The sequence below is a fragment of the Streptomyces hygroscopicus subsp. hygroscopicus genome, from assembly GCF_001553455.1.
Taxonomy (GTDB): domain Bacteria; phylum Actinomycetota; class Actinomycetes; order Streptomycetales; family Streptomycetaceae; genus Streptomyces; species Streptomyces hygroscopicus.
In genome coordinates this window covers 1-17,357 of the sequence record NZ_BBOX01000266.1, presented here as the reverse complement: position 1 = coordinate 17,357, position 17,357 = coordinate 1, and the positions used below count along the sequence as shown (strand labels likewise).

The 17,357-nt window shown below is 73.9% G+C and carries 14 protein-coding genes and 1 pseudogene; 11 read left to right on the top strand and 4 right to left on the bottom strand.

Features of this window, described 5'->3' with window-relative positions:
- Both AXW62_RS25615 and AXW62_RS25610 read left to right on the top strand, forming a co-directional pair.
- Window positions 1-1,396, top strand: a 1,396-nt coding sequence (locus AXW62_RS25615) for an FG-GAP-like repeat-containing protein (RefSeq protein ID WP_060946581.1), incomplete at its 5' end; no start/stop codon positions are given.
- 77 nt (window positions 1,397-1,473) lie between these two features.
- Window positions 1,474-3,420: a cellulase family glycosylhydrolase gene (locus AXW62_RS25610; RefSeq protein WP_060946579.1), complete on the top strand. Its 1,947-nt coding sequence runs from the start codon at window positions 1,474-1,476 to the stop codon at window positions 3,418-3,420.
- Window positions 3,421-3,427: 7 nt separating this feature from the next.
- Here AXW62_RS25610 and AXW62_RS25605 read toward each other — a convergent pair.
- Window positions 3,428-3,694, bottom strand: a pseudogene (locus AXW62_RS25605) (hypothetical protein); the annotation flags it as partial.
- 172 nt (window positions 3,695-3,866) lie between these two features.
- Here AXW62_RS25605 and AXW62_RS25600 point away from each other — a divergent pair.
- The 3 genes from AXW62_RS25600 (at window position 3,867) to AXW62_RS25590 (ending at window position 5,541) form a co-directional block, all read left to right on the top strand.
- Complete coding sequence (locus AXW62_RS25600; RefSeq protein WP_060946577.1) at window positions 3,867-4,841, top strand: carbon-nitrogen hydrolase family protein; 975 nt, start codon at window positions 3,867-3,869, stop codon at window positions 4,839-4,841.
- 80 nt (window positions 4,842-4,921) lie between these two features.
- Window positions 4,922-5,161, top strand: a complete 240-nt coding sequence (locus AXW62_RS25595; protein WP_030839635.1) for a hypothetical protein — start codon at window positions 4,922-4,924, stop codon at window positions 5,159-5,161.
- A 2-nt stretch (window positions 5,162-5,163) separates the two neighbouring features.
- Window positions 5,164-5,541 carry a hypothetical protein gene (locus tag AXW62_RS25590; protein WP_030839637.1) on the top strand — a complete coding sequence of 126 codons (378 nt, stop codon included), beginning with the start codon at window positions 5,164-5,166 and terminating at the stop codon, window positions 5,539-5,541.
- A 113-nt stretch (window positions 5,542-5,654) separates the two neighbouring features.
- Here AXW62_RS25590 and AXW62_RS25585 read toward each other — a convergent pair whose 3' ends face one another.
- The 3 genes from AXW62_RS25585 to AXW62_RS25575 all read right to left on the bottom strand — a co-directional run bounded on the left by AXW62_RS25585 (window position 5,655) and on the right by AXW62_RS25575 (window position 8,878).
- Window positions 5,655-6,944, bottom strand: coding sequence for an MFS transporter (locus AXW62_RS25585; RefSeq protein WP_079115788.1), 1,290 nt, complete (start codon window positions 6,942-6,944; stop codon window positions 5,655-5,657).
- Window positions 6,945-7,016: 72 nt separating this feature from the next.
- Window positions 7,017-7,520: a MarR family winged helix-turn-helix transcriptional regulator gene (locus AXW62_RS25580; RefSeq protein WP_060946576.1), complete on the bottom strand. Its 504-nt coding sequence runs from the start codon at window positions 7,518-7,520 to the stop codon at window positions 7,017-7,019.
- Window positions 7,521-7,615: 95 nt separating this feature from the next.
- On the bottom strand, window positions 7,616-8,878 hold the full coding sequence (locus AXW62_RS25575) for a YncE family protein (protein WP_252368722.1): 1,263 nt from the start codon (window positions 8,876-8,878) through the stop codon (window positions 7,616-7,618).
- A 561-nt stretch (window positions 8,879-9,439) separates the two neighbouring features.
- On the opposite strand from AXW62_RS25575, the gene AXW62_RS25570 reads away from it, so the two are divergent.
- From AXW62_RS25570 to AXW62_RS25550, 6 genes are all read left to right on the top strand, one after another.
- Window positions 9,440-10,339 (top strand): Gfo/Idh/MocA family protein, encoded by a 900-nt coding sequence (locus AXW62_RS25570; RefSeq protein ID WP_060946574.1) that lies wholly within the window; start codon window positions 9,440-9,442, stop codon window positions 10,337-10,339.
- Between the two features lie 236 nt (window positions 10,340-10,575).
- Window positions 10,576-11,319 (top strand): HAD family hydrolase, encoded by a 744-nt coding sequence (locus AXW62_RS25565; RefSeq protein WP_060946573.1) that lies wholly within the window; start codon window positions 10,576-10,578, stop codon window positions 11,317-11,319.
- A complete protein-coding gene (locus tag AXW62_RS25560; protein WP_060946572.1) occupies window positions 11,316-13,661 on the top strand; it encodes a glycoside hydrolase family 65 protein in 2,346 nt (781 codons plus the stop codon). The genes AXW62_RS25565 and AXW62_RS25560 overlap by 4 nt, the downstream gene beginning before the upstream one ends.
- A 33-nt stretch (window positions 13,662-13,694) precedes the next feature.
- Window positions 13,695-14,765 carry a PHP domain-containing protein gene (locus AXW62_RS25555; RefSeq protein WP_060946571.1) on the top strand — a complete coding sequence of 357 codons (1,071 nt, stop codon included), beginning with the start codon at window positions 13,695-13,697 and terminating at the stop codon, window positions 14,763-14,765.
- Between the two features lie 175 nt (window positions 14,766-14,940).
- Window positions 14,941-15,117, top strand: a complete 177-nt coding sequence (locus AXW62_RS44605; protein ID WP_169808176.1) for a hypothetical protein — start codon at window positions 14,941-14,943, stop codon at window positions 15,115-15,117.
- Between the two features lie 224 nt (window positions 15,118-15,341).
- Window positions 15,342-17,267, top strand: a complete 1,926-nt coding sequence (locus AXW62_RS25550; protein WP_060946570.1) for an NAD-binding protein — start codon at window positions 15,342-15,344, stop codon at window positions 17,265-17,267.
- Window positions 17,268-17,357 lie beyond the last annotated feature (90 nt).

The window sequence follows — 17,357 nt, the reverse complement described above, 5'->3', positions numbered from 1 at the left end:
CCCCGCCGTGCTCGCCGCACCCTCGGCGGGCGCCGCCGGGACCGTCGGCGCCACCGCGGCCTCGGCCCCCGTCGTCGACTTCGACAACGACGGCCGGGCCGACCTCGCGGTCTCCGCGCCCACCGGCACGGTGGCCGGCAAGGGCAAGGCGGGTTACGTCGCCGTGGTCTACGGCTCCGCCTCCGGCGCCGACACCGCCCGCCGCCAGGTCATCAGCCAGGCGACCCAGGGCGTCCCCGGCGACCCCACCGCGTCGGCGCGCTTCGGCGCCCACACCGTCGCCCGCGACCTGGACGGCGACGGCTACACCGACCTGGCGGTCCAGACCGGTGACTCCCCGGCCGTCACGGTCCTGTGGGGTTCGGCGAACGGGCTGACCGGCGGCACCCGGCTGCCCGCGGGCAACGGGGACACCTGGGGCGCCGGCGCCATCGAGGGCGGCGACTTCAACGGCGACGGCACGGCCGATCTCGTCGACGTGGTCACCCTCGACGAGGGCACGGACGACGAGAAGACCGGGCTGCGGGTCCGTCTGGGCCCGTTCACCCGCGACGGCAAGGACGCGGGCAGCTCCTTCTCCGACACCGGCAGGTTCGACGGGCCGACCAGCCTGACCGCGGGCGACATCACCGGCGACGGCAAGGACGACCTCGTCTCCACCCACGCCTTCGAGGAGATGTCCCAGTCCACCCTGTTCTTCAAGGGGACCGACCAGGGGCTGTCGCAGAAGGCCGCCGACCTCACCGACGCCGCCTCCGCGACCATCGGCGATGTCGACAAGGACGGCTACGGCGATCTGATCCTGCGCACCGTCCCCGGGCGCGTCGTCGAGAACCTGCCGTACGACCACGGCACCCTCAAGGTCCTCTACGGCACCGCGTCGGGGCCGAGCACCACCCGCACCACGACCATCGACCAGAACACCGCGGGCGTCCCGGGCGTCAACGAGGACGGCGACCAGTTCGGCTACTCGCTCGCCGCCGGCGACGTCAACGGCGACGGCTACGCGGACGTCGCCGTCGGCATCCCGTACGAGGACCTGGAGGCCGGCCAGGAGGAGTCGGGCAGCGTGGTCCAGCTCTACGGCGGTCCGAACGGGCTCTCCGGCACCGGCGCCCAGGCGTTCACCCAGGCCACCGCCGGTGTGCCCGGTGCCGCCGAGGCGGGCGACCACTTCGGCACGGCGGTCCGGCTCGCCGACACCGACGGCGACGGCAAGGACGACCTGGCCGTGGGCGCGCCCGATGAGGACGGTGCCCAGGCCGACAGCGGCGCGGTGTGGGTGCTGCGCGGCCGGACCGGCGGCCTCACCACCGATGGCGTCGTCTCCTTCGGGCCCAACGCGCTCGGGGCGCCGGAGGCGGGCGCCGGCCTGGGCGCCGGATTCCCGCGCTGATCACCTCGTCCATGCGATGAACGGTGGTCGTGGCGCGAGTAGTTGACGCTCCCTCAGATTTTCTGGACGGTAGGTCCATGCCGACTCATGAGACGCGAGGGATACGGATCGGCCGCCCCCGACCGGGTCGCACCCGGTTGCTGGGGGCGGCCGTCCTGCTGCTGGCGGCGGCCTGGGCCCCGGGCCCCCCGGCGGTCGCGGCCGAGGCGCCCTGGTTCGACGGCCGGGCGGCGGACCAGGTGACCGTGGAGGGCACGCGGTTCGCCGACGGCCACGGCCGCGAGGTCGTGCTGCGCGGGTTCAATGTGTCCGGCGAGACCAAACTGGAGGAGAACGGCGGACTTCCGTTCGCCGGCACCGCCGACGCCAGGGCGTCGGCCGCCGCCATGCGGAACCTGACCGGGGCCGACGCGGTGCGTTTCCTGCTCTCCTGGGCCCATGCCGAGCCCCGGCCCGGCCAGGTGGACACCACCTATCTGGAGCGCGCCACTGCGCAGCTGAAGGCGTTCCTCGACGCCGGAATCCGGGTCTTCCCCGACTTCCACCAGGACCTGTACTCCCGCCACCTCTTCGACGAGGACAGCTGGTACAGCGGCGACGGCGCGCCGGAATGGGTCGTCGACGCGGGCGGCTACCCCAAGGAGTCCTGCGGCATCTGCTTCCACTGGGGCCAGAACATCACCCAGAACCAGGCCGTCAGAAGCGCCACCCGTGACTTCTGGAGCAACCGCGCCCTGACCACCGAGGCGGGCACCGTCCGCGTCCAGGACGCCTTCCTGGCCACCGCGGAGAAGACCATGAGCTACCTCGCCCGGCACCTCACCGAGGCCGAGTTCGCCCGCGTCGTCGGCTTCGACCCGCTCAACGAGCCCTACGCGGGCGTGTACGACGGCGGCCACAACAGCCGCACCTGGGAGAAGAGCGTGCTGTGGCCCTTCTACGAGAAGTTCCGCGCCCGGATGGACGCCGCGGGCTGGCAGGACAAGCCCGCCTTCGTGGAGCCCAACATGTTCTGGAACTCCAACCTGGACTTCCAGCGCCAGGAAGGCGGATTCCTCGACGCCGGGCAGCCGGGCCCCGACTACGTGTTCAACACCCACTACTACGACCAGAAGGCCATCTCCGGCATCTTCATGCCCGGCGAGGCGGCCGACGGCCAGTACGCCGCCGACTTCGGCGCCCTGCGCGACCGCGCCACCGCCCTGAACCTCCCCGCCGTGCTGAGCGAGTTCGGCCATCCGCTGTCCGGTTTCACCTCCGACAAGGCCCCCACCGTCGTCAAGGGCATGTACCAGGCGCTCGACTCCCGCCTGTCCGGGGCCACCTGGTGGACCCGGCCGGCCGCCTCCGGCGCCGTGCTCTCCTCCACCCAGTGGCAGTGGGACCTCTACAGCGGCCGCCACCACGAGGCCATGAACGGCGACACCGGGAACATCCTCACCGAGGGCGACGCCTGGAACGGCGAGGACCTCTCGGCCGTCCGCCTCGACGACTCCGGCGACGCCGCGCTGCGCCAGGACGCACGGCTGCTCGACCGGCTGTACCCGCGCGCCGTCGCGGGCCGCACCCTCGCCTTCACCTTCGAGGACCGCTCCCGCGACGGCTCCACCACGCTCAGCTGGAACCGCGTCCCCGGCAGTCTGCCGAACGTCGCCGAGCTCACCGGCTCCGGCCGCTACGGCATGCTGGTCTGGCGCTCCGGCGGCGGCACCGAGGCGCCCACCGAACTGCGCCTGCCCCGCGATTTCGACCCCGCCCGGACCACCGTCGTCTCCGATCTGGGCGCCGTCACCGGGCCGCCCGCGTACACCGCGCACGGCCACACCGCCGACCACCCCATCGCCACCGCCGCGGACCCCGGCGCCACCGGCGCGCGCCGCCTGCTGCTCTCCGCCCCGGCCGGCGAGGGCGCCGGCACACTGCACTACGCGCTGATCGCCGACGGCACCGCCGCCCCCTCGGCGGAGCTGCGCGCCGCCGCCCGGAGCGAACTCGCGCGGTGGGCGGCGGACGCCGATTTCTGAGCCCCTGTCACCACCGCTGCCGGCGGTGGTGCACCCGGGCCCGCAGCCGCCGGCCGGACAGGCCGTACAGGCCGCGGACGGCCTCCGGCGTGCTGCCCGGCAGCGGGGCGGCCCCACCGCGGGCGCGCGCCCGGACCTGCTCAGGGGTCCGCGCGCCCGGGACGACCGAACTCAGGCCCGGCTGCTGGACGATCCACCGCGGCGCCGTCCGCGCGGAGGTGGCACCCGCACCCCGCGGCGCCGGCCCCGCGAACTCCACCGCCGCCTCCAGACCCCGCTCCCCGGTGGCCCGCCGAGCCCGCGGCACGCCCGCCCTCTCGTCAACCGGCCCCGCCCGCGGGTAGCGTGGCGGCATGCTGTGACACCCGCCCCGCGCCCGGGGCCCGCCGGGACACCTCCTTCGCACCCGCCCGCACCCGAACGGACACCGAAGGAGGCATTCAGCCATGACCATCCTCACCGTCGCACTGCTCCAGCTCGCCCCGCCCGGACCCGACTGGCGCGCGAACCTCACCCTCGGCGAGGTGGCCTGCCGCCGGGCCGCGGCGCTCGGCGCGGACATCGCGCTCTTCCCCGAGATGTGGAGCAACGGCTACGGCTCCGCCGTCCCGGACGGCTCGGCCGGCGGTGACCTCTACCGCCACCCGTCGCTGTGGGACGGCGCCCGCCCCCCGGCCGCGCCGCGCCCCGAACTCGCCTGGCTCGGCGAGCCGGTCAGCCGTGACTCGCCCTTCGTCACCCGCTTCCGCGAGCTGGCCGCCGAGCTGGAGATGGCGATCGCGCTCACCTATCTGGAGCGCTGGGACGGCCCGCCGCGCAACACCCTCTCCCTCATCGACCGGCACGGCCGCCTGGTCCTGACCTACGCCAAGGTGCACACCTGCGCCTTCGACCTGCCCGAGGCCGCGCTGACCCCGGGGGAGGGGTTCGAGGTGTGCGCCCTGGACACGGCGGTGGGGGAGGTGATGACCGGGGCGATGATCTGCTACGACCGTGAGTTCCCGGAGAGCGCCCGCGCCCTGATGCTCGCCGGGGCGGAGATCGTCCTCACCCCGAACGCCTGCGAGCTGGAGAGCAACCGGCTCGCCCAGTTCCGCTCCCGCGCCATGGAGAACATGACCGGTATGGCCATGGCCAACTACGCCGGTCCCGGCTGGGGCCACTCCGTCGCCCATGACGGCATCGCCTTCGCCGACGACCGGTCGCGGGACACCCTGGTGATCGAGGCGGGCGAGGCCGAGGGGATCTACCCGGCGGTCTTCGACCTCGACGCGCTGCGCGACTACCGGCGCCGGGAGAGCTGGGGGAACGCCTTCCGCCGCCCCGCCGCGTACCGGAGCCTGACCGGTCATGAGGTGCGCGAACCGTTCGTCCGGGTGGGGCCCGACGGGGTTCCCGCCGGGGGTCGCGGACCGGCCTGAAAGATTGTCAAGTACCTACAAAAACCCGACCTGAGCTGCGGCGATTGCTGTCGGGGTACCCGCTGAGTAGGGTGTCCCGCATGCCAGCACTCAACGTGGAATTCAGCGATCGGGAACTTGAGGATCTCCGTCAGATCGCGAAGGAGCGCGGTACGACGATGAAGGCCCTGGTCCGTGAGGCGACCGTGGGCGACATCGCGCGGCACCGCGCTCTGGAGGAGGGTGCCGAGGTCTTCCGGCGGTTCTTCGCCGACAACGCCGACGCCTTCGCGGACGCGTTCCCCGACGATGGGCACCGCCGGCCCGGGCAGGCCGCCTGATCATGGCCCCGCTGCTGCACATCGACGTGCCCTGGCTGCTCCAGCGCCACGAGGAGGTCATGCCGGAACAGCCGGCCATCTCGGACTTCTCGGGGCTGGTCGCCGCCGTCGCCCGCCACCGTGTCGACCCCCCGCGCCTGGGCGTCGATCCCGACCCCGCGTGGCGGGCCGCGGCCCTGCTGCACACCATCGCCCTGCTCAAGCCGCTCCCGGCGAGCAACGCGCTGTTCGCCAGCGCGACCGCGGTCGCCTATATGCACGCCTCGGGCGAGGGCATCGACCCGCCCTACGGGGCGCTGATCGACCTGGTCCGCGACATCCTCTCGGGCAAGGCCGATGTCTTCGACGCGGCGGTCCGCATCCGCTCCTGGCGGATCTGAGGGACGGCCGGGCGGCGCCCCGGCCCGCGGCCCGTCACGGGCCGCGGGTGCGGTGCGCCGGTGGACGCGTCGGCGAACGCGCCGGGCGCACCGGGGGCGCGCCGTCCCCCGCGTCAGCCGGCCGAGCCGAGGTCCTCGGCCAGCGCCTGCTTCTCCAGCGACTCCCGCCGCTCCTCGGCCGGGGTGTGGCCGGCCGCCTCCGCCGCCTGCACCCGCTCGGCCTCGGCGAGCAGCGAATGCCCGGTGGCCAGGACGCCGATGCCCAGTGCGACCGCCGCGGCCCCGATGTAGAAGGGCAGATGCACACCGTGGTGCTCGGCGAGCTTGCCCGCGGCGTAGGGGGCCAGACCGCCGCCGATGAAGCGGACGAAACCGTAGGCGGCGGAGGCCACGGGCCGCTCGACCGGGGCGACGGTCATCACCGCCTGGGTGGTGATGGTGTTGTTGATCCCGATGAAGGCGCCGGCCACGATCACCGCCGAGATCAGCGCCGCCTTGGAGTCGGTGAAGACGCCGATCACGAGGATGTCGAGCGCGAACAGCGCCAGATTCAGATACAGGGAGCGGGCTATGCCCAGCCGCGCCTGGAGCCAGGGGGCCCCGAAGACCGAGAAGAAGGCGACCAGCAGACCCCAGCCGGTGAAGACGTAACCGAGTTCATGGGTGCCCAGGCCCATCGGGAACGGCGCGTAGCCCAGGACCGTGAAGAAGCCCCAGTTGTAGCAGAGCGCGGTCAGCCCCATGGTGAGCAGTCCCCGGTGGCGCAGCGCCTTGACCGGGTCGGTGACCCCGGCCCGGCGGGCCGGGGTCGGGGTGGGCTGGACCAGCACGATGGTCGCGATCAGCGCGATGGCCATCAGGACCGCCACTCCGAAGAACGGCCCGCGCCAGCTGATCCCGCCGAGCTCACCGCCCAGCAGCGGGCCGATCGCGATGCCGATGCCCAGGGCGGTCTCGTAGAGGATGATCGCGCCGGCGAAACCGCCGCTGGCCGAGCCGACGATGACGGCGAGGGACGTGGCGATGAACAGGGCGTTGCCCAGGCCCCATCCGGCGCGGAAGCCGACGATCCCGTCGATGCTGCCGGACGCCCCGGCCGCCGCGCTGAAGACCACGATGAGCACCAGACCGGCCACCAGGGTGCGCTTGGCGCCGATCCGGCTGGAGACGAAGCCGGTGACCAGCATGGCCACCGCGGTGACCACCAAATAGCTGGTGAACAGCAGCGACACCTGGCTGGGTGTGGCATGCAGCTGGGCGGAGAGGGAGGGCAGGATCGGGTCCACGAGGCCGATGCCCATGAAGGAGATCACACAGGCGAAGGCGACCGCCCATACGGCCTTCGGCTGCTTGAAGGGGCTGGGGGTGCTGGGGGTGCTGGGGGTGCTGGGATGAGCGGACAACGAGGGGCTCCGTCGGTCAGGGACCGGGCCGTGCCGACATCGATGGCCGTGGCGCGGCGCGGTGCCGGTTGATCAGGAAGCGGTACTCCCCGGGGCCTTCCGGGCCCGTCCCGCGTTCTCGACCAGCCGCTGGAAGGCGGGGGTGGCGGCGCGGACGGCGGTGGCGAGCGCCTCTTGGTCCTCGGGGGAGAGGGTGGCCAGCAGTTCGGCGAGACGGTCGGTACGCCCCCGGCGCCGCTCGGCGAGCAGCTCCCGCCCGGCGTCGGTGATCGCCACCAGCACCACCCGCCCGTCGTGCGGATCGTCGACCCGGGTCACCAGGCCCTGCCGCTCCAGCCGCTGGATCAGCTGGGTCATCGAGGGCTGGGTGACGCCCTCGTCGGCGGCCAGGGCCGTCAGCCGGGACGGGCCCTCCCGGCTGAGCCGGCCGAGGGTCGAGGCGGCGGTGAAGCTGATGTCCCGGTTGGTCAGATGGCGCACCGCGAGGAACGCCAGCTGCTCCAGTGCCTCCGCGACCTCCTCACGGGTCGCGGAGGTGTCGGTCCCCCGGGGCACGGACTGCTGTGTGTATTCCACATCTACATTTGTATCATGCTCCTATATAAGGACCCTATGGAGGAACCTGTACGGGCATGACTCCCGCCGGGGTGCGGGCGCCGCGGGGCACCGCCTCAGCGGAAGATCCCGGTGTGGCCGAGGGAGTAGCGGCCGGGCTGGGGATAGACCGCGAGCCCGTGCGGGCCGCCGCCGACCGGGATCCGGGCGCGCAGTCGGCCGTTGCGGGTGTCGATCGCGTACACCTCGCCGTTGTACCGGCCCGAGAGCCACAGCAGCTTGCCGTCGCTGGACACCCCGCCCATGTCGGGGCTGCCGCCGCCGGGGAGCCGCCACCGGTCGACCAGCTTGCCGGTCCGGAAGGACAGCACCGAGATGGTGCCCTCGCCGCGGTTGGAGATGTACAGGGAACGGGAGTCGCGGCTGACGTACAGGCCGTGGGTGCCCTTCCCGGTGGGCAGCAGCCGCGGCTTGCCGAAGGTGTCGCCGTTGAGCACCCACAGGCCGTTCGCCACCATGTCCGCGACGTACCAGGTCCTGCCGTTCGGTGAGATCTTGACGTCCTGCGGCATGGCCCCGGCGATCGGCAGCCGCTGCTTGGCGACCACCTTCTTTTTCGCCGTGTCCACCTTCAGCAGCTCGCCCGAGAACTCGCACGAGACGATGAAGTAGCGCCCGTCGGGGGAGAAGTCGGCGTGGTTGACGCCGTAGCAGTCCACCGGCACCGACCTGACCACCTTCATGCTGTGTGCGTCCCGGAACACCAGCGCCCGGTCCTTGGAGGCCATTACCACGGCGTACTTGCCCTCCGGGGTGAAGTAGAGGTTGTACGGGTCGTGGACGTCCACCGGGCGGCCCACCCGGCCGTTGGCGGGGTTGATCGGGGTGAGGCTGTTGCCCAGGTCGTTGTTGACCCACAGCGTCCTCAGGTCCCACGAGGGCACCACGTGCTGCGGCTGACGGCCCACCCGGATCGTGCGGACGACCTTGAACTTCTCGGGGTCGATGACGCTCACCGTGTCCGAGAGCGTATTGGGCACGTACACCCGCGACGGGAAGTCCTTCACCGCCGGGGACAGCTTCGCCGGCCGGTCGGCGGCGTACAGGTCATGGGGGTCCAGCGGGGGTGGCATGCCCGGCAGCAGCCGGGCCCGCGCGGCCTTCTTCGCCGCGGCCGACGCCTCCCGAGCGCTCGCCTGTGCCGACGCCGACTTCTCCCCGCCGGGCCGGTGCTCGCCGGAGGAGGCACAGGAGACGACCGCGGCCTGGCACAGCAGCAGGGCCGCCGCGGCCCGGACCGTGGCGCGCCGCGGATGCGTGCGGGGGAGGGGGCGGGACGAGCCACGGACCACGGGTTCCTCCAGTGGTGGGGTGGACACCGACCGTCCCCCGACGCGCCGTGCCCGGCCGTGGCCCCACTCTGGCACCGCCCCGTCCCATCGGCATCCGCCGACGGCCAAGCGGGGGAGGGGCGCGGCGCCCCCGGCCGAAGAGGGCCGGGGGCCGCTGCTCGGCGCGGGGCGTCGCTTGGCGCGGGGTACGCGGGGCGCTGGTTTGGTGCGGGGGCTGTTCGGTACGGGGGCGCTGCTTGGGGCGCGGGCTCTGGCTCGGTGGGGGTGCTGCTTGGTGCGGGACCACGCGAAGGGCTGCTTGGCACGGGGCGTCACTTGGTGCAGGGCGTGCGGGGGCGCGGGGGCTGGCTCGGCGGGGGCGCTGCTTGGGGCGCGGGGCGCTGCTGGCGCGGGGTGCGCGGGCCGCCGCTGAGCACGGGGCCGCCGCTCGGCACGGCCGCTCCTGGCCCCGGGGCGCGGGGCGTCCGGGGCGGTCCGTCCCCGGGCCTGGTCCGGGGGCGCCCCCTACTGAGGACGCTCCCCGGCCCCGTAGGATCGCCGCCGACAACCGGGACACCCCGGGGCCTCGCACGGAAGGGGGACGGACAGGTGCGGTTCGGACTGCTGGGCACCGGACACTGGGCGGCCGAGACCCACGCGGCGGCGCTCGCCGCGCATCCCGTGGCCGAGCTGGCCGGGGTCTGGGGACGCGACCGGTCGAAGGCGCGGGCACTGGCGGACCGCTACGGCACCCGCGCCCACCCGGACGCCGACGCGCTGATCGCCGACGTGGACGCCGTCGCCATCGCCCTCCCGCCGGACATCCAGAGCCCCCTGGCCGAGCGGGCCGCGCTGGCCGGGCGCCATCTGCTCCTGGACAAGCCGCTCGCCTTCACCACCGAGGAGGCCGACCGGGTGGTACGCGCCGTGGACGAGCGCTCACTGGCCTCGGTGGTGTTCTTCACCCGCCGTTTCACCGTGCCCGTCGAGACCTTCCTCCAGGAGGCCGCGGCGGCCGGCGGCTGGGACGGCGGCCGGGTCACCTGCTTCGCCTCGATCTTCCAGCCCGGCAGCCGCTATCACGGCTCGCGCTGGCGGCGGGAGCGCGGCGGGCTGTGGGACGTCGGTCCGCACGCCCTGTCCGTGCTGCTGCCGGTCCTCGGCCCGGTGGCCGAGGTGACCGCACTCGACGGGCCGCGCGGCGCCGCGCACGTGCTGCTGCGCCACCACTCCGGCGCCATCGGCACGCTCGCGCTCACCCTGGACGCCCGGCCCGCCGCCCAGGCGTTCTCCGCCGACTTCTACGGAGAGCGGGGCACCGTCGCGCTCCCCGACGCGGACACCACCGCGGTGGTGGCCTTCGCCACGGCCGTGGACCGGCTGCTGAGCCGCGTCCGCGACGGTGGCGCGGCCGATCCCTGTGACGTACGGTTCGGCCGCGAGGTCGTCGCCGTCCTGGAGGCCGCCGACCGCTCCCGCCGCGAGGGGCGCACCGCCGTACCGCGCTGAGCTCTGGCCGGTTGTGAGCCCCGGCCGGTTCGGAGCCCCGCCGGTTGTGAGCCCCGGCCGGTTCCCGGCCCGGTCGGTTCTGAGCCCCGCCGGTTGTGAGCCCTGGCCGGTTGTGAGCCCTGGCCGGTTCCCGGCCTGGCCGGTTTTGAGCCCCGCCGGTTGTGAGCCCCGGCCGGTTCCCGGTCCGGTCGGCCGGTGTCCGGCATACTCCGGCGTCACCGGGGGAATCGGGGGCCATGACCAAGCTCTGCCTGCCCGATGCCATCCGGGCCTGCCTGTTCGATCTCGACGGTGTACTGACCCGGACCGCGGTGGTGCACGCGGCGGCGTGGAAACAGATGTTCGACGAGTTCCTGCGGCGGCGCGACGGCCCCTCCTTCCGTCCCTTCGACGCGGTCCGCGACTACGACGAGTACGTGGACGGCCGGCCGCGCGCCGACGGGGTGCGCACCTTCCTGGCCTCCCGGGGCATCGATCTCCCCGACGGCGACCCGGACGCTCCGCCCGACGAGGACACCGTCCACGGACTGGGCAACCGCAAGAACATCCTGGTACTGGAGAAGATCCGGAAGGAGGGGGTCGAGGCGTACCCCGGCTCGGTGCGCTTCGTGGCGGCCGCGCGTGCCGCGGGTCTGCGCACCGCGGTCGTCTCCTCCAGCGCCAACTGCCGCGATGTGCTGATCGCCGCCGGTATCGAGTCGCTCTTCGAGGTGCGGATCGACGGTGTGGTCGCCGCCGAGCGCAAGCTGCCCGGCAAGCCCCACCCCGACACCTTCCTGGAGGCCGCGCGGGAACTGGGCACCGCCCCCGAGGCGGCGGCCGTCTTCGAGGACGCCCTGGCGGGCATGGAGGCCGGGCGCGCCGGGCACTTCGGTCATGTCGTCGGCGTGGACCGGGTGGGTCAGGCCGACGCGCTGCGCGCGCACGGCGCCGACACCGTGGTCAAGGATCTCGCCGAGCTGCTGGAGGACGACTCGTGATCACCGATTCCTCGTACGCCGTCGACCCCTGGCTGCTGCGGGAGACCGATCTCCGGCTCGATCTGCTGCCCCAGAGCGAATCGGTCTTCGCGCTCTCCAACGGCCATGTGGGCTGGCGCGCCAACCTCGACGAGGGAGAGCCGCACGGCCTCCCCGGCTCCTATCTCAACGGCGTGTACGAGCGGCGTCCCCTGCCCTACGCCGAGGCCGGATACGGCTACCCCGAGGCCGGCCAGACCATGATCAACGTCACCAATGGCAAGATCATCCGGCTGCTGGTGGACGACGAGCCCTTCGATCTGCGCTACGGGCGGCTGCGCTCCCACGAGCGGGTACTGGATCTGCGCGCGGGAGTGCTGCACCGCACCTGCGAGTGGACCTCGCCCTCCGGCACCAGCGTGCGGGTCCGCTCCACCCGGCTGGTCTCCCTCACCCAGCGGGCCATCGCCGCCGTCGCCTACGAGGTGGAGGCGCTCGACGCCCGTATCCGCGTCGTCGTCCAGTCCGAGCTGGTCGCCAACGAGCAGCTGCCCGAGCGCGGGGGCGACCCCCGGGTGGCCCAGGCCCTGGAATCCCCGCTCGTCCCCGAGGAGAACGCCGCCGACGACAAGCGGCTGCGGCTGATCCACTGCACCGGGGCCAGCCGTCTGCGGGTCGCCGCCGCCGCGGACCACCTGATCACCGGGCCGCCGCCGACCCGCTACGCCAGCGAGAGCGGCGACGACGTCGCCCGGCTGACCGTGACCTCGGTGCTGGAGCCGGGCCAGGTCCTGCGGCTGGAGAAACTGGTCGCCTACGGCTGGTCGGGCGCCCGCTCGCTGCCCGCCGTACGGGACCAGGTCGAGGCCGCGCTGGCCGGGGCCGCCAGCACCGGCTGGCGCGGTCTGGTGGACCAGCAGCGTGAATGGCTGGAGGACTTCTGGTCCCGCTCCGACGTGGAGGTCGAGGGCGACGCCGAGATCCAGCAGGCCGTGCGGTTCGCCCTCTTCCACGTCCTGCAGGCCGGCGCCCGCGCCGAGGAACGGGCCATCCCCGCCAAGGGCCTCACCGGCTCCGGCTACGACGGCCACTCCTTCTGGGACACCGACACCTTCGTGCTGCCCCTGCTCACCTACACCTTCCCCGAGTCCGTGGCCGAGGCGCTGCGCTGGCGCCAGTCCATCCTGCCCGCCGCCCGGGACCGGGCCCGGCAGCTGAACCACGAGGGCGCCGCCTTCCCCTGGCGCACCATCGACGGCTCCGAATGCTCCGCCTACTGGCCGGCCGGCACCGCGGCGTTCCACGTCAACGCCGATGTGGCGGACGCGGTGGTGCGCTATGTCGCGGCCACCGGCGACGAGGAGTTCGAGCGCGAGTCCGCCGTGGAGCTGCTGGTGGAGACCGCCCGGCTGTGGCGTTCCCTGGGCCACCACGACCACCACGGCCGCTTCCACATCGACGGGGTGACCGGCCCCGACGAGTACAGCGCCGTCGCCGACGACAACGTGTACACCAACCTCATGGCCCAGTCGAACCTGCGGGCCGCCGCGGACATCGTCGAACGCCACCCGGACAAGGGCCACGAACTGGGCGTCGACGACGAGGAGGCCGCCGTCTGGCGGGACGCCGCCGAGTCCATGACCGTCCCGTACGACAAAACCCTGGGCGTCCACGAGCAGTCCGCGGGCTTCACCGGCCACCAGGAGTGGGACTTCCAGGGCACCCGCGCCGACCAGTATCCGCTGATGCTCCACTTCCCCTATTTCGACCTGTACCGCAAGCAGGTGGTCAAACAGGCCGACCTGGTGCTGGCGATGTATCTGCGCGGCGAGTGCTTCACCGAGGAGCAGAAGGCCCGCAACTTCGACTACTACGAACGGCTGACGGTGCGGGACTCCTCGCTGTCCGCGTGCGCCCAGGCCGTGATGGCCGCCGAGGTCGGCCATCTGCGGCTGGCCTACGACTATCTGGGCGAGGCGGCCCTGATGGACCTGCGGGACCTGGAGCACAACACCCGCGACGGTCTGCACATCGCCTCGCTCGCCGGCACCTGGATCGCCCTGGTCGCCGGATTCGGCGGTATGCGGCACCGCGACGGCGGCCTGGCGTTCTCGCCCAAGCTGCCCGAGAAACTGGCCCGGCTCACCTTCACCATGCAGGTGCTGGGCCGGCGGCTGCGCGTGGAGATCACCGACCGCAGCGTCACCTACTCCCTGGCCGAGGGCGCGCCGCTGGAGATCCGGCACTACGGCAGGCCCCTCACCGTCTCCGAGAAGACGCCCCGGACCTGCGACATCCCCGACGGGACCGCCCGTCCCGAGCCACGTCAGCCCCCCGGCCGCCGTCCGCACCGCCGCGCCTGAGACACGGCGCGCAGCCACGCCGAGGAGGGCGCGATGGACCCGCTGGAGGCTCTGGACCGGATCGCGTTTCTGCTGGAGCGCGACCAGGCGCCGACCTACCGGGTGCGCGCCTTCCGCACGGCCCAGGAGGTGCTGGCCGGGCTGGACCCCCGGGAGGTGGAGCGGCGTGCCGCCAACGACACCCTCCGGTCGCTGAAGGGGGTCGGCCCGAAGACCTCCCAGGTGGTCCGGGAGGCGCTGCGGGGGCAGGTGCCCGGGTACCTGGCGAAGCTGGAGGCCGGGGCCGCCGGGACCGGGCGGGAACCGGACGGGGACGCGGCCGAGCTGTGCGCCGCGCTGCGCGGGGACTGCCACATGCACTCGGACTGGTCCGACGGCGGTTCCCCGATCGAGCTGATGGCCCGTACGGCGGCGCGGCTGGGACACGCGTGGGCGGTGCTCACCGACCATTCCCCGCGGCTGACGGTGGCCCGCGGCCTCTCGGCGGACCGGCTGCGCGCCCAGCTGGACGCGGTGGCGGAGCTGCGCGAGACGCTCGCCCCGTTCCGGCTGCTCACCGGGATCGAGGTGGACATCCTCCCGGACGGCTCCCTGGACCAGGAGCCGGAGCTGCTGGACCGGCTGGACGTGGTGGTGGCCTCGGTCCACTCCAAGCTGCGGATGGACGCCGGAGCGATGACCCGGCGGATGGTCGCCGCCGTCAGCGATCCGCTGGTCGATGTGCTGGGCCACTGCACCGGACGGCTGATCGGCGGAAAGCGCCCGGAGTCGGTCTTCGACCACGAGGAGGTCTTCGGCGCCTGCGCCGCGTCGGGCACCGCCGTGGAGATCAACTGTCGGCCGGAGCGGCTGGACCCACCGCGCCGGCTGCTCCGGCAGGCCGTGCGGGCGGGGACGTACTTCGCCATCGACACCGACGCGCACGCGCCCGGCCAGCTCGACTGGCAGCCCTACGGATGCGCGCGGGCGGTGGCGTGCGAGGTGCCGAAGGAGCGCGTCATCACCACCTGGACGGCCCGGCAGCTGGTGGAGTGGACCCGCACCCGCCGGCCCCCGCGCCGCGCCGGCGAGGAGCCCCCGCGCCGCGCTGGCGGGGAGAGCTGACGGCCGGAACCGGGCCACCGCAGGGCGCCGGTAGGATGCGTGGACGGCGCGGAAGACCGGGCCCACGGCCCGATCCGCTTGCCGAAGACTTCCCGGAGATCCGCTTCCCGAGGCGGAGCCACGGGCGGCACACCGGCGGACGCGCCGCGCGGTCAGGACCGGGGAGGCGCACACGATGAGCGGCACGGACGGGCCCGGAGAGCCGGACCGGCGCACGCCGGACCTGGCGCCCGCGGAGCCCGAGGGCGGGGAGTCCGCCTGCTGGCTGGAGAAGGTCTGCGCCGAGTGCGGCGCGATCCAGGACACCGCCCCCTTCGACCGCTGCGCGCGCTGCGGAGCCGTCAGGGAGTGAGCGCGCGGGCCCCCGGCCGTCCGCCCCGGTGGCCAACTCCGCCCGGCCGCCCACCGGGTACGGTCTGATCATGACCCCCGGGGCGGAGCCGGCGTCCGCCGGACACCCGTGGCCGCCGTACCGCGCCCGGAGGTGAGCTATGGCATCACGGACCACCGGGGGGCTTCGCCGTCGTGTTCTCCACCTCCTCATCCGCCCCGCCGTCCCCCTCGGGGACGGCACACATGGTCGTCTGCGGCGACGACGCGCTCGCGCACCGCCTGGCCGCCGAGCTGCACGACGTCTACCGGGCACGGGTGACGGTCGTCATCCCGGGCGATGTCCCCCTGGCCGACCCCACGGGGCAGCCGACGGCGGGATGGCGCGCGGCAGGCCGCACCTCCGCGCTCTTCGGCCGGTTCACCGCGGCGGTCGGCCGGGTCCCGCTGCCCCGCCCGCAGACCGCGGACGACGCCTCCCCGCACGGGGGAGTGCGGGTCATGGAGGCCCCGGCCCTGGACGACGAGGTGCTGACCGAGGCGGGCGCGGAGCACGCGACGGCCCTCGCCCTGGTCCATGACGACGACGAGACCAACATCCACGCCGCGCTGCGCGCCCGCCGCCTCAACCCCCGGCTGCGGCTGGTGATCCGGCTCTACAACCGCAAGCTCGGCCAGCACCTGGAGGAGCTCCTCGACGAGGCGGCGCGGGTCGCCGACCCCGGCATCGACGCCGCCGAACTCGACGCCACCACCACCGTGCTGTCGGACGCCGACACCGTGGCGCCCGCACTGGCGGCCACCGCCGTCGCGGGCACCAGCAAGGTGCTCCAGGCCGACGGGCTGCTGCTGCGCGCGGCCGAGCGCACCCCGCCCGGCCCCGACGAGGTCGCCCGTCCCGGACTGTGCACCCTCGCCCTGCTCTCCTCCACCACCAGCGACCCCGGTGGCAGCGAGGGCTCGGACAGCAGCGGGGACGAACGGCCCGTGCTGCTGCCCGGTGACGAGGACGTCGCCGCCGCCACCGGACGCGACACGGTGGTGCTCGAGGCCATCTCCGCCACCGGCCCGCCGCTGCCGCCCCGGCGGCTCGGCAGCCGCAGACTGCCGCTCGCCTCGCTCTTCTCCCGCCGGCTGCGCTGGTCCGTCGCCGGAATGGCCGTCGCCGTGCTCGCGCTCACCATCGTCTCCTGGCAGCTCACCGGGGCCGGGCTGCTCCGCGCGGCCTACCTCACCGTGCTGGACGTGCTGGCCATCGACGACCCGGCGCTCGACGAGCCGACCGGACGCAAGATCCTCCAACTGCTGGCCGGGCTGACCGGACTGCTCCTGCTGCCCGTCCTGGTGGCCGCCGCACTCGAGGCGCTGGGCACCTTCCGCACCGCGTCCACGCTGCGCCGCCCCCCGCGCGGCCTCTCCGGCCATGTCGTCCTGCTCGGACTCGGCAAGATCGGCACCCGTGTGCTGGCCAGGCTCCGGGAGATGGACATCCCCGTGGTGTGCGTGGAGGAGGATCCGGGGGCCCGTGGCATCCCGCTGGCCCGCGAGCTGGGGGTGCCCACCGTGATCGGCGACGTCACCCACGAGGGCGTCCTGGAGGCCGCCAAGATCCAGCGGGCGCACGCCCTGCTGGCCCTGACGAGCGCGGACACCACGAATCTGGAGGCGACTTTGTACGCCCGCTCGGTCAAACCCCGGCTGCGGGTGGCGCTGCGCCTGTACGACGACGGCTTCGCCACCGCCGTCTTCCGCACCCTGCGCGCGGCCCATCCGCGGGCACTGACCCGCAGCCGCAGCGTCTCCAGCCTGGCGGCGCCCGCCTTCGCCGGGGCGATGATGGGGCGTCAGATACTCGGCGCCATACCGATCGAGCGCAGGGTGCTGCTCTTCGCCGCCCTGCACGTCGCCGGGCATCCGCGGCTGGAAGGGCGTACCGTCGCCGAGGCGTTCGTGCCGGGCGCCTGGCGGGTGATCGCGCTGGACGCGGCGGAACCCGCGGACCGGCGACGCGACCTCGCGGCGCCGCCCTACGACGGCGCCGCCCAGGAGCCCGCCCTGGTGTGGGACCTGCACCCCGGTTACGTCCTGCGGCCACAGGACCGTGTGGTGCTGGCCGCCACCCGCCAGGGGCTGGGGGACATCCTCGCGAGCGCCACGGCCCGCCGGAGCTGACCCGTCCGTCGCCACAGGCCCGCTCCGGCGCGTCCCGCTGTGCCCGCGACGCCCGGCCCGGCACCGCGCCGCGGTGCCGGGCCGGGCGGG

Excerpts from the sequence above, each read along its gene's own strand:
- AXW62_RS25555 (WP_060946571.1), top strand. The coding sequence starts at position 13,695 with ATGGACCCGCTGGAGGCTCTGGACCGGATCGCGTTTCTGCTGGAGCGC.
- AXW62_RS25565 (WP_060946573.1), top strand. The coding sequence starts at position 10,576 with ATGACCAAGCTCTGCCTGCCCGATGCCATCCGGGCCTGCCTGTTCGAT.
- AXW62_RS25595 (WP_030839635.1), top strand. The coding sequence starts at position 4,922 with ATGCCAGCACTCAACGTGGAATTCAGCGATCGGGAACTTGAGGATCTC.
- AXW62_RS25610 (WP_060946579.1), top strand. The coding sequence starts at position 1,474 with ATGCCGACTCATGAGACGCGAGGGATACGGATCGGCCGCCCCCGACCG.
- AXW62_RS25550 (WP_060946570.1), top strand. The coding sequence starts at position 15,342 with ATGGTCGTCTGCGGCGACGACGCGCTCGCGCACCGCCTGGCCGCCGAG.
- AXW62_RS25590 (WP_030839637.1), top strand. The coding sequence starts at position 5,164 with ATGGCCCCGCTGCTGCACATCGACGTGCCCTGGCTGCTCCAGCGCCAC.
- AXW62_RS44605 (WP_169808176.1), top strand. The coding sequence starts at position 14,941 with ATGAGCGGCACGGACGGGCCCGGAGAGCCGGACCGGCGCACGCCGGAC.
- AXW62_RS25600 (WP_060946577.1), top strand. The coding sequence starts at position 3,867 with ATGACCATCCTCACCGTCGCACTGCTCCAGCTCGCCCCGCCCGGACCC.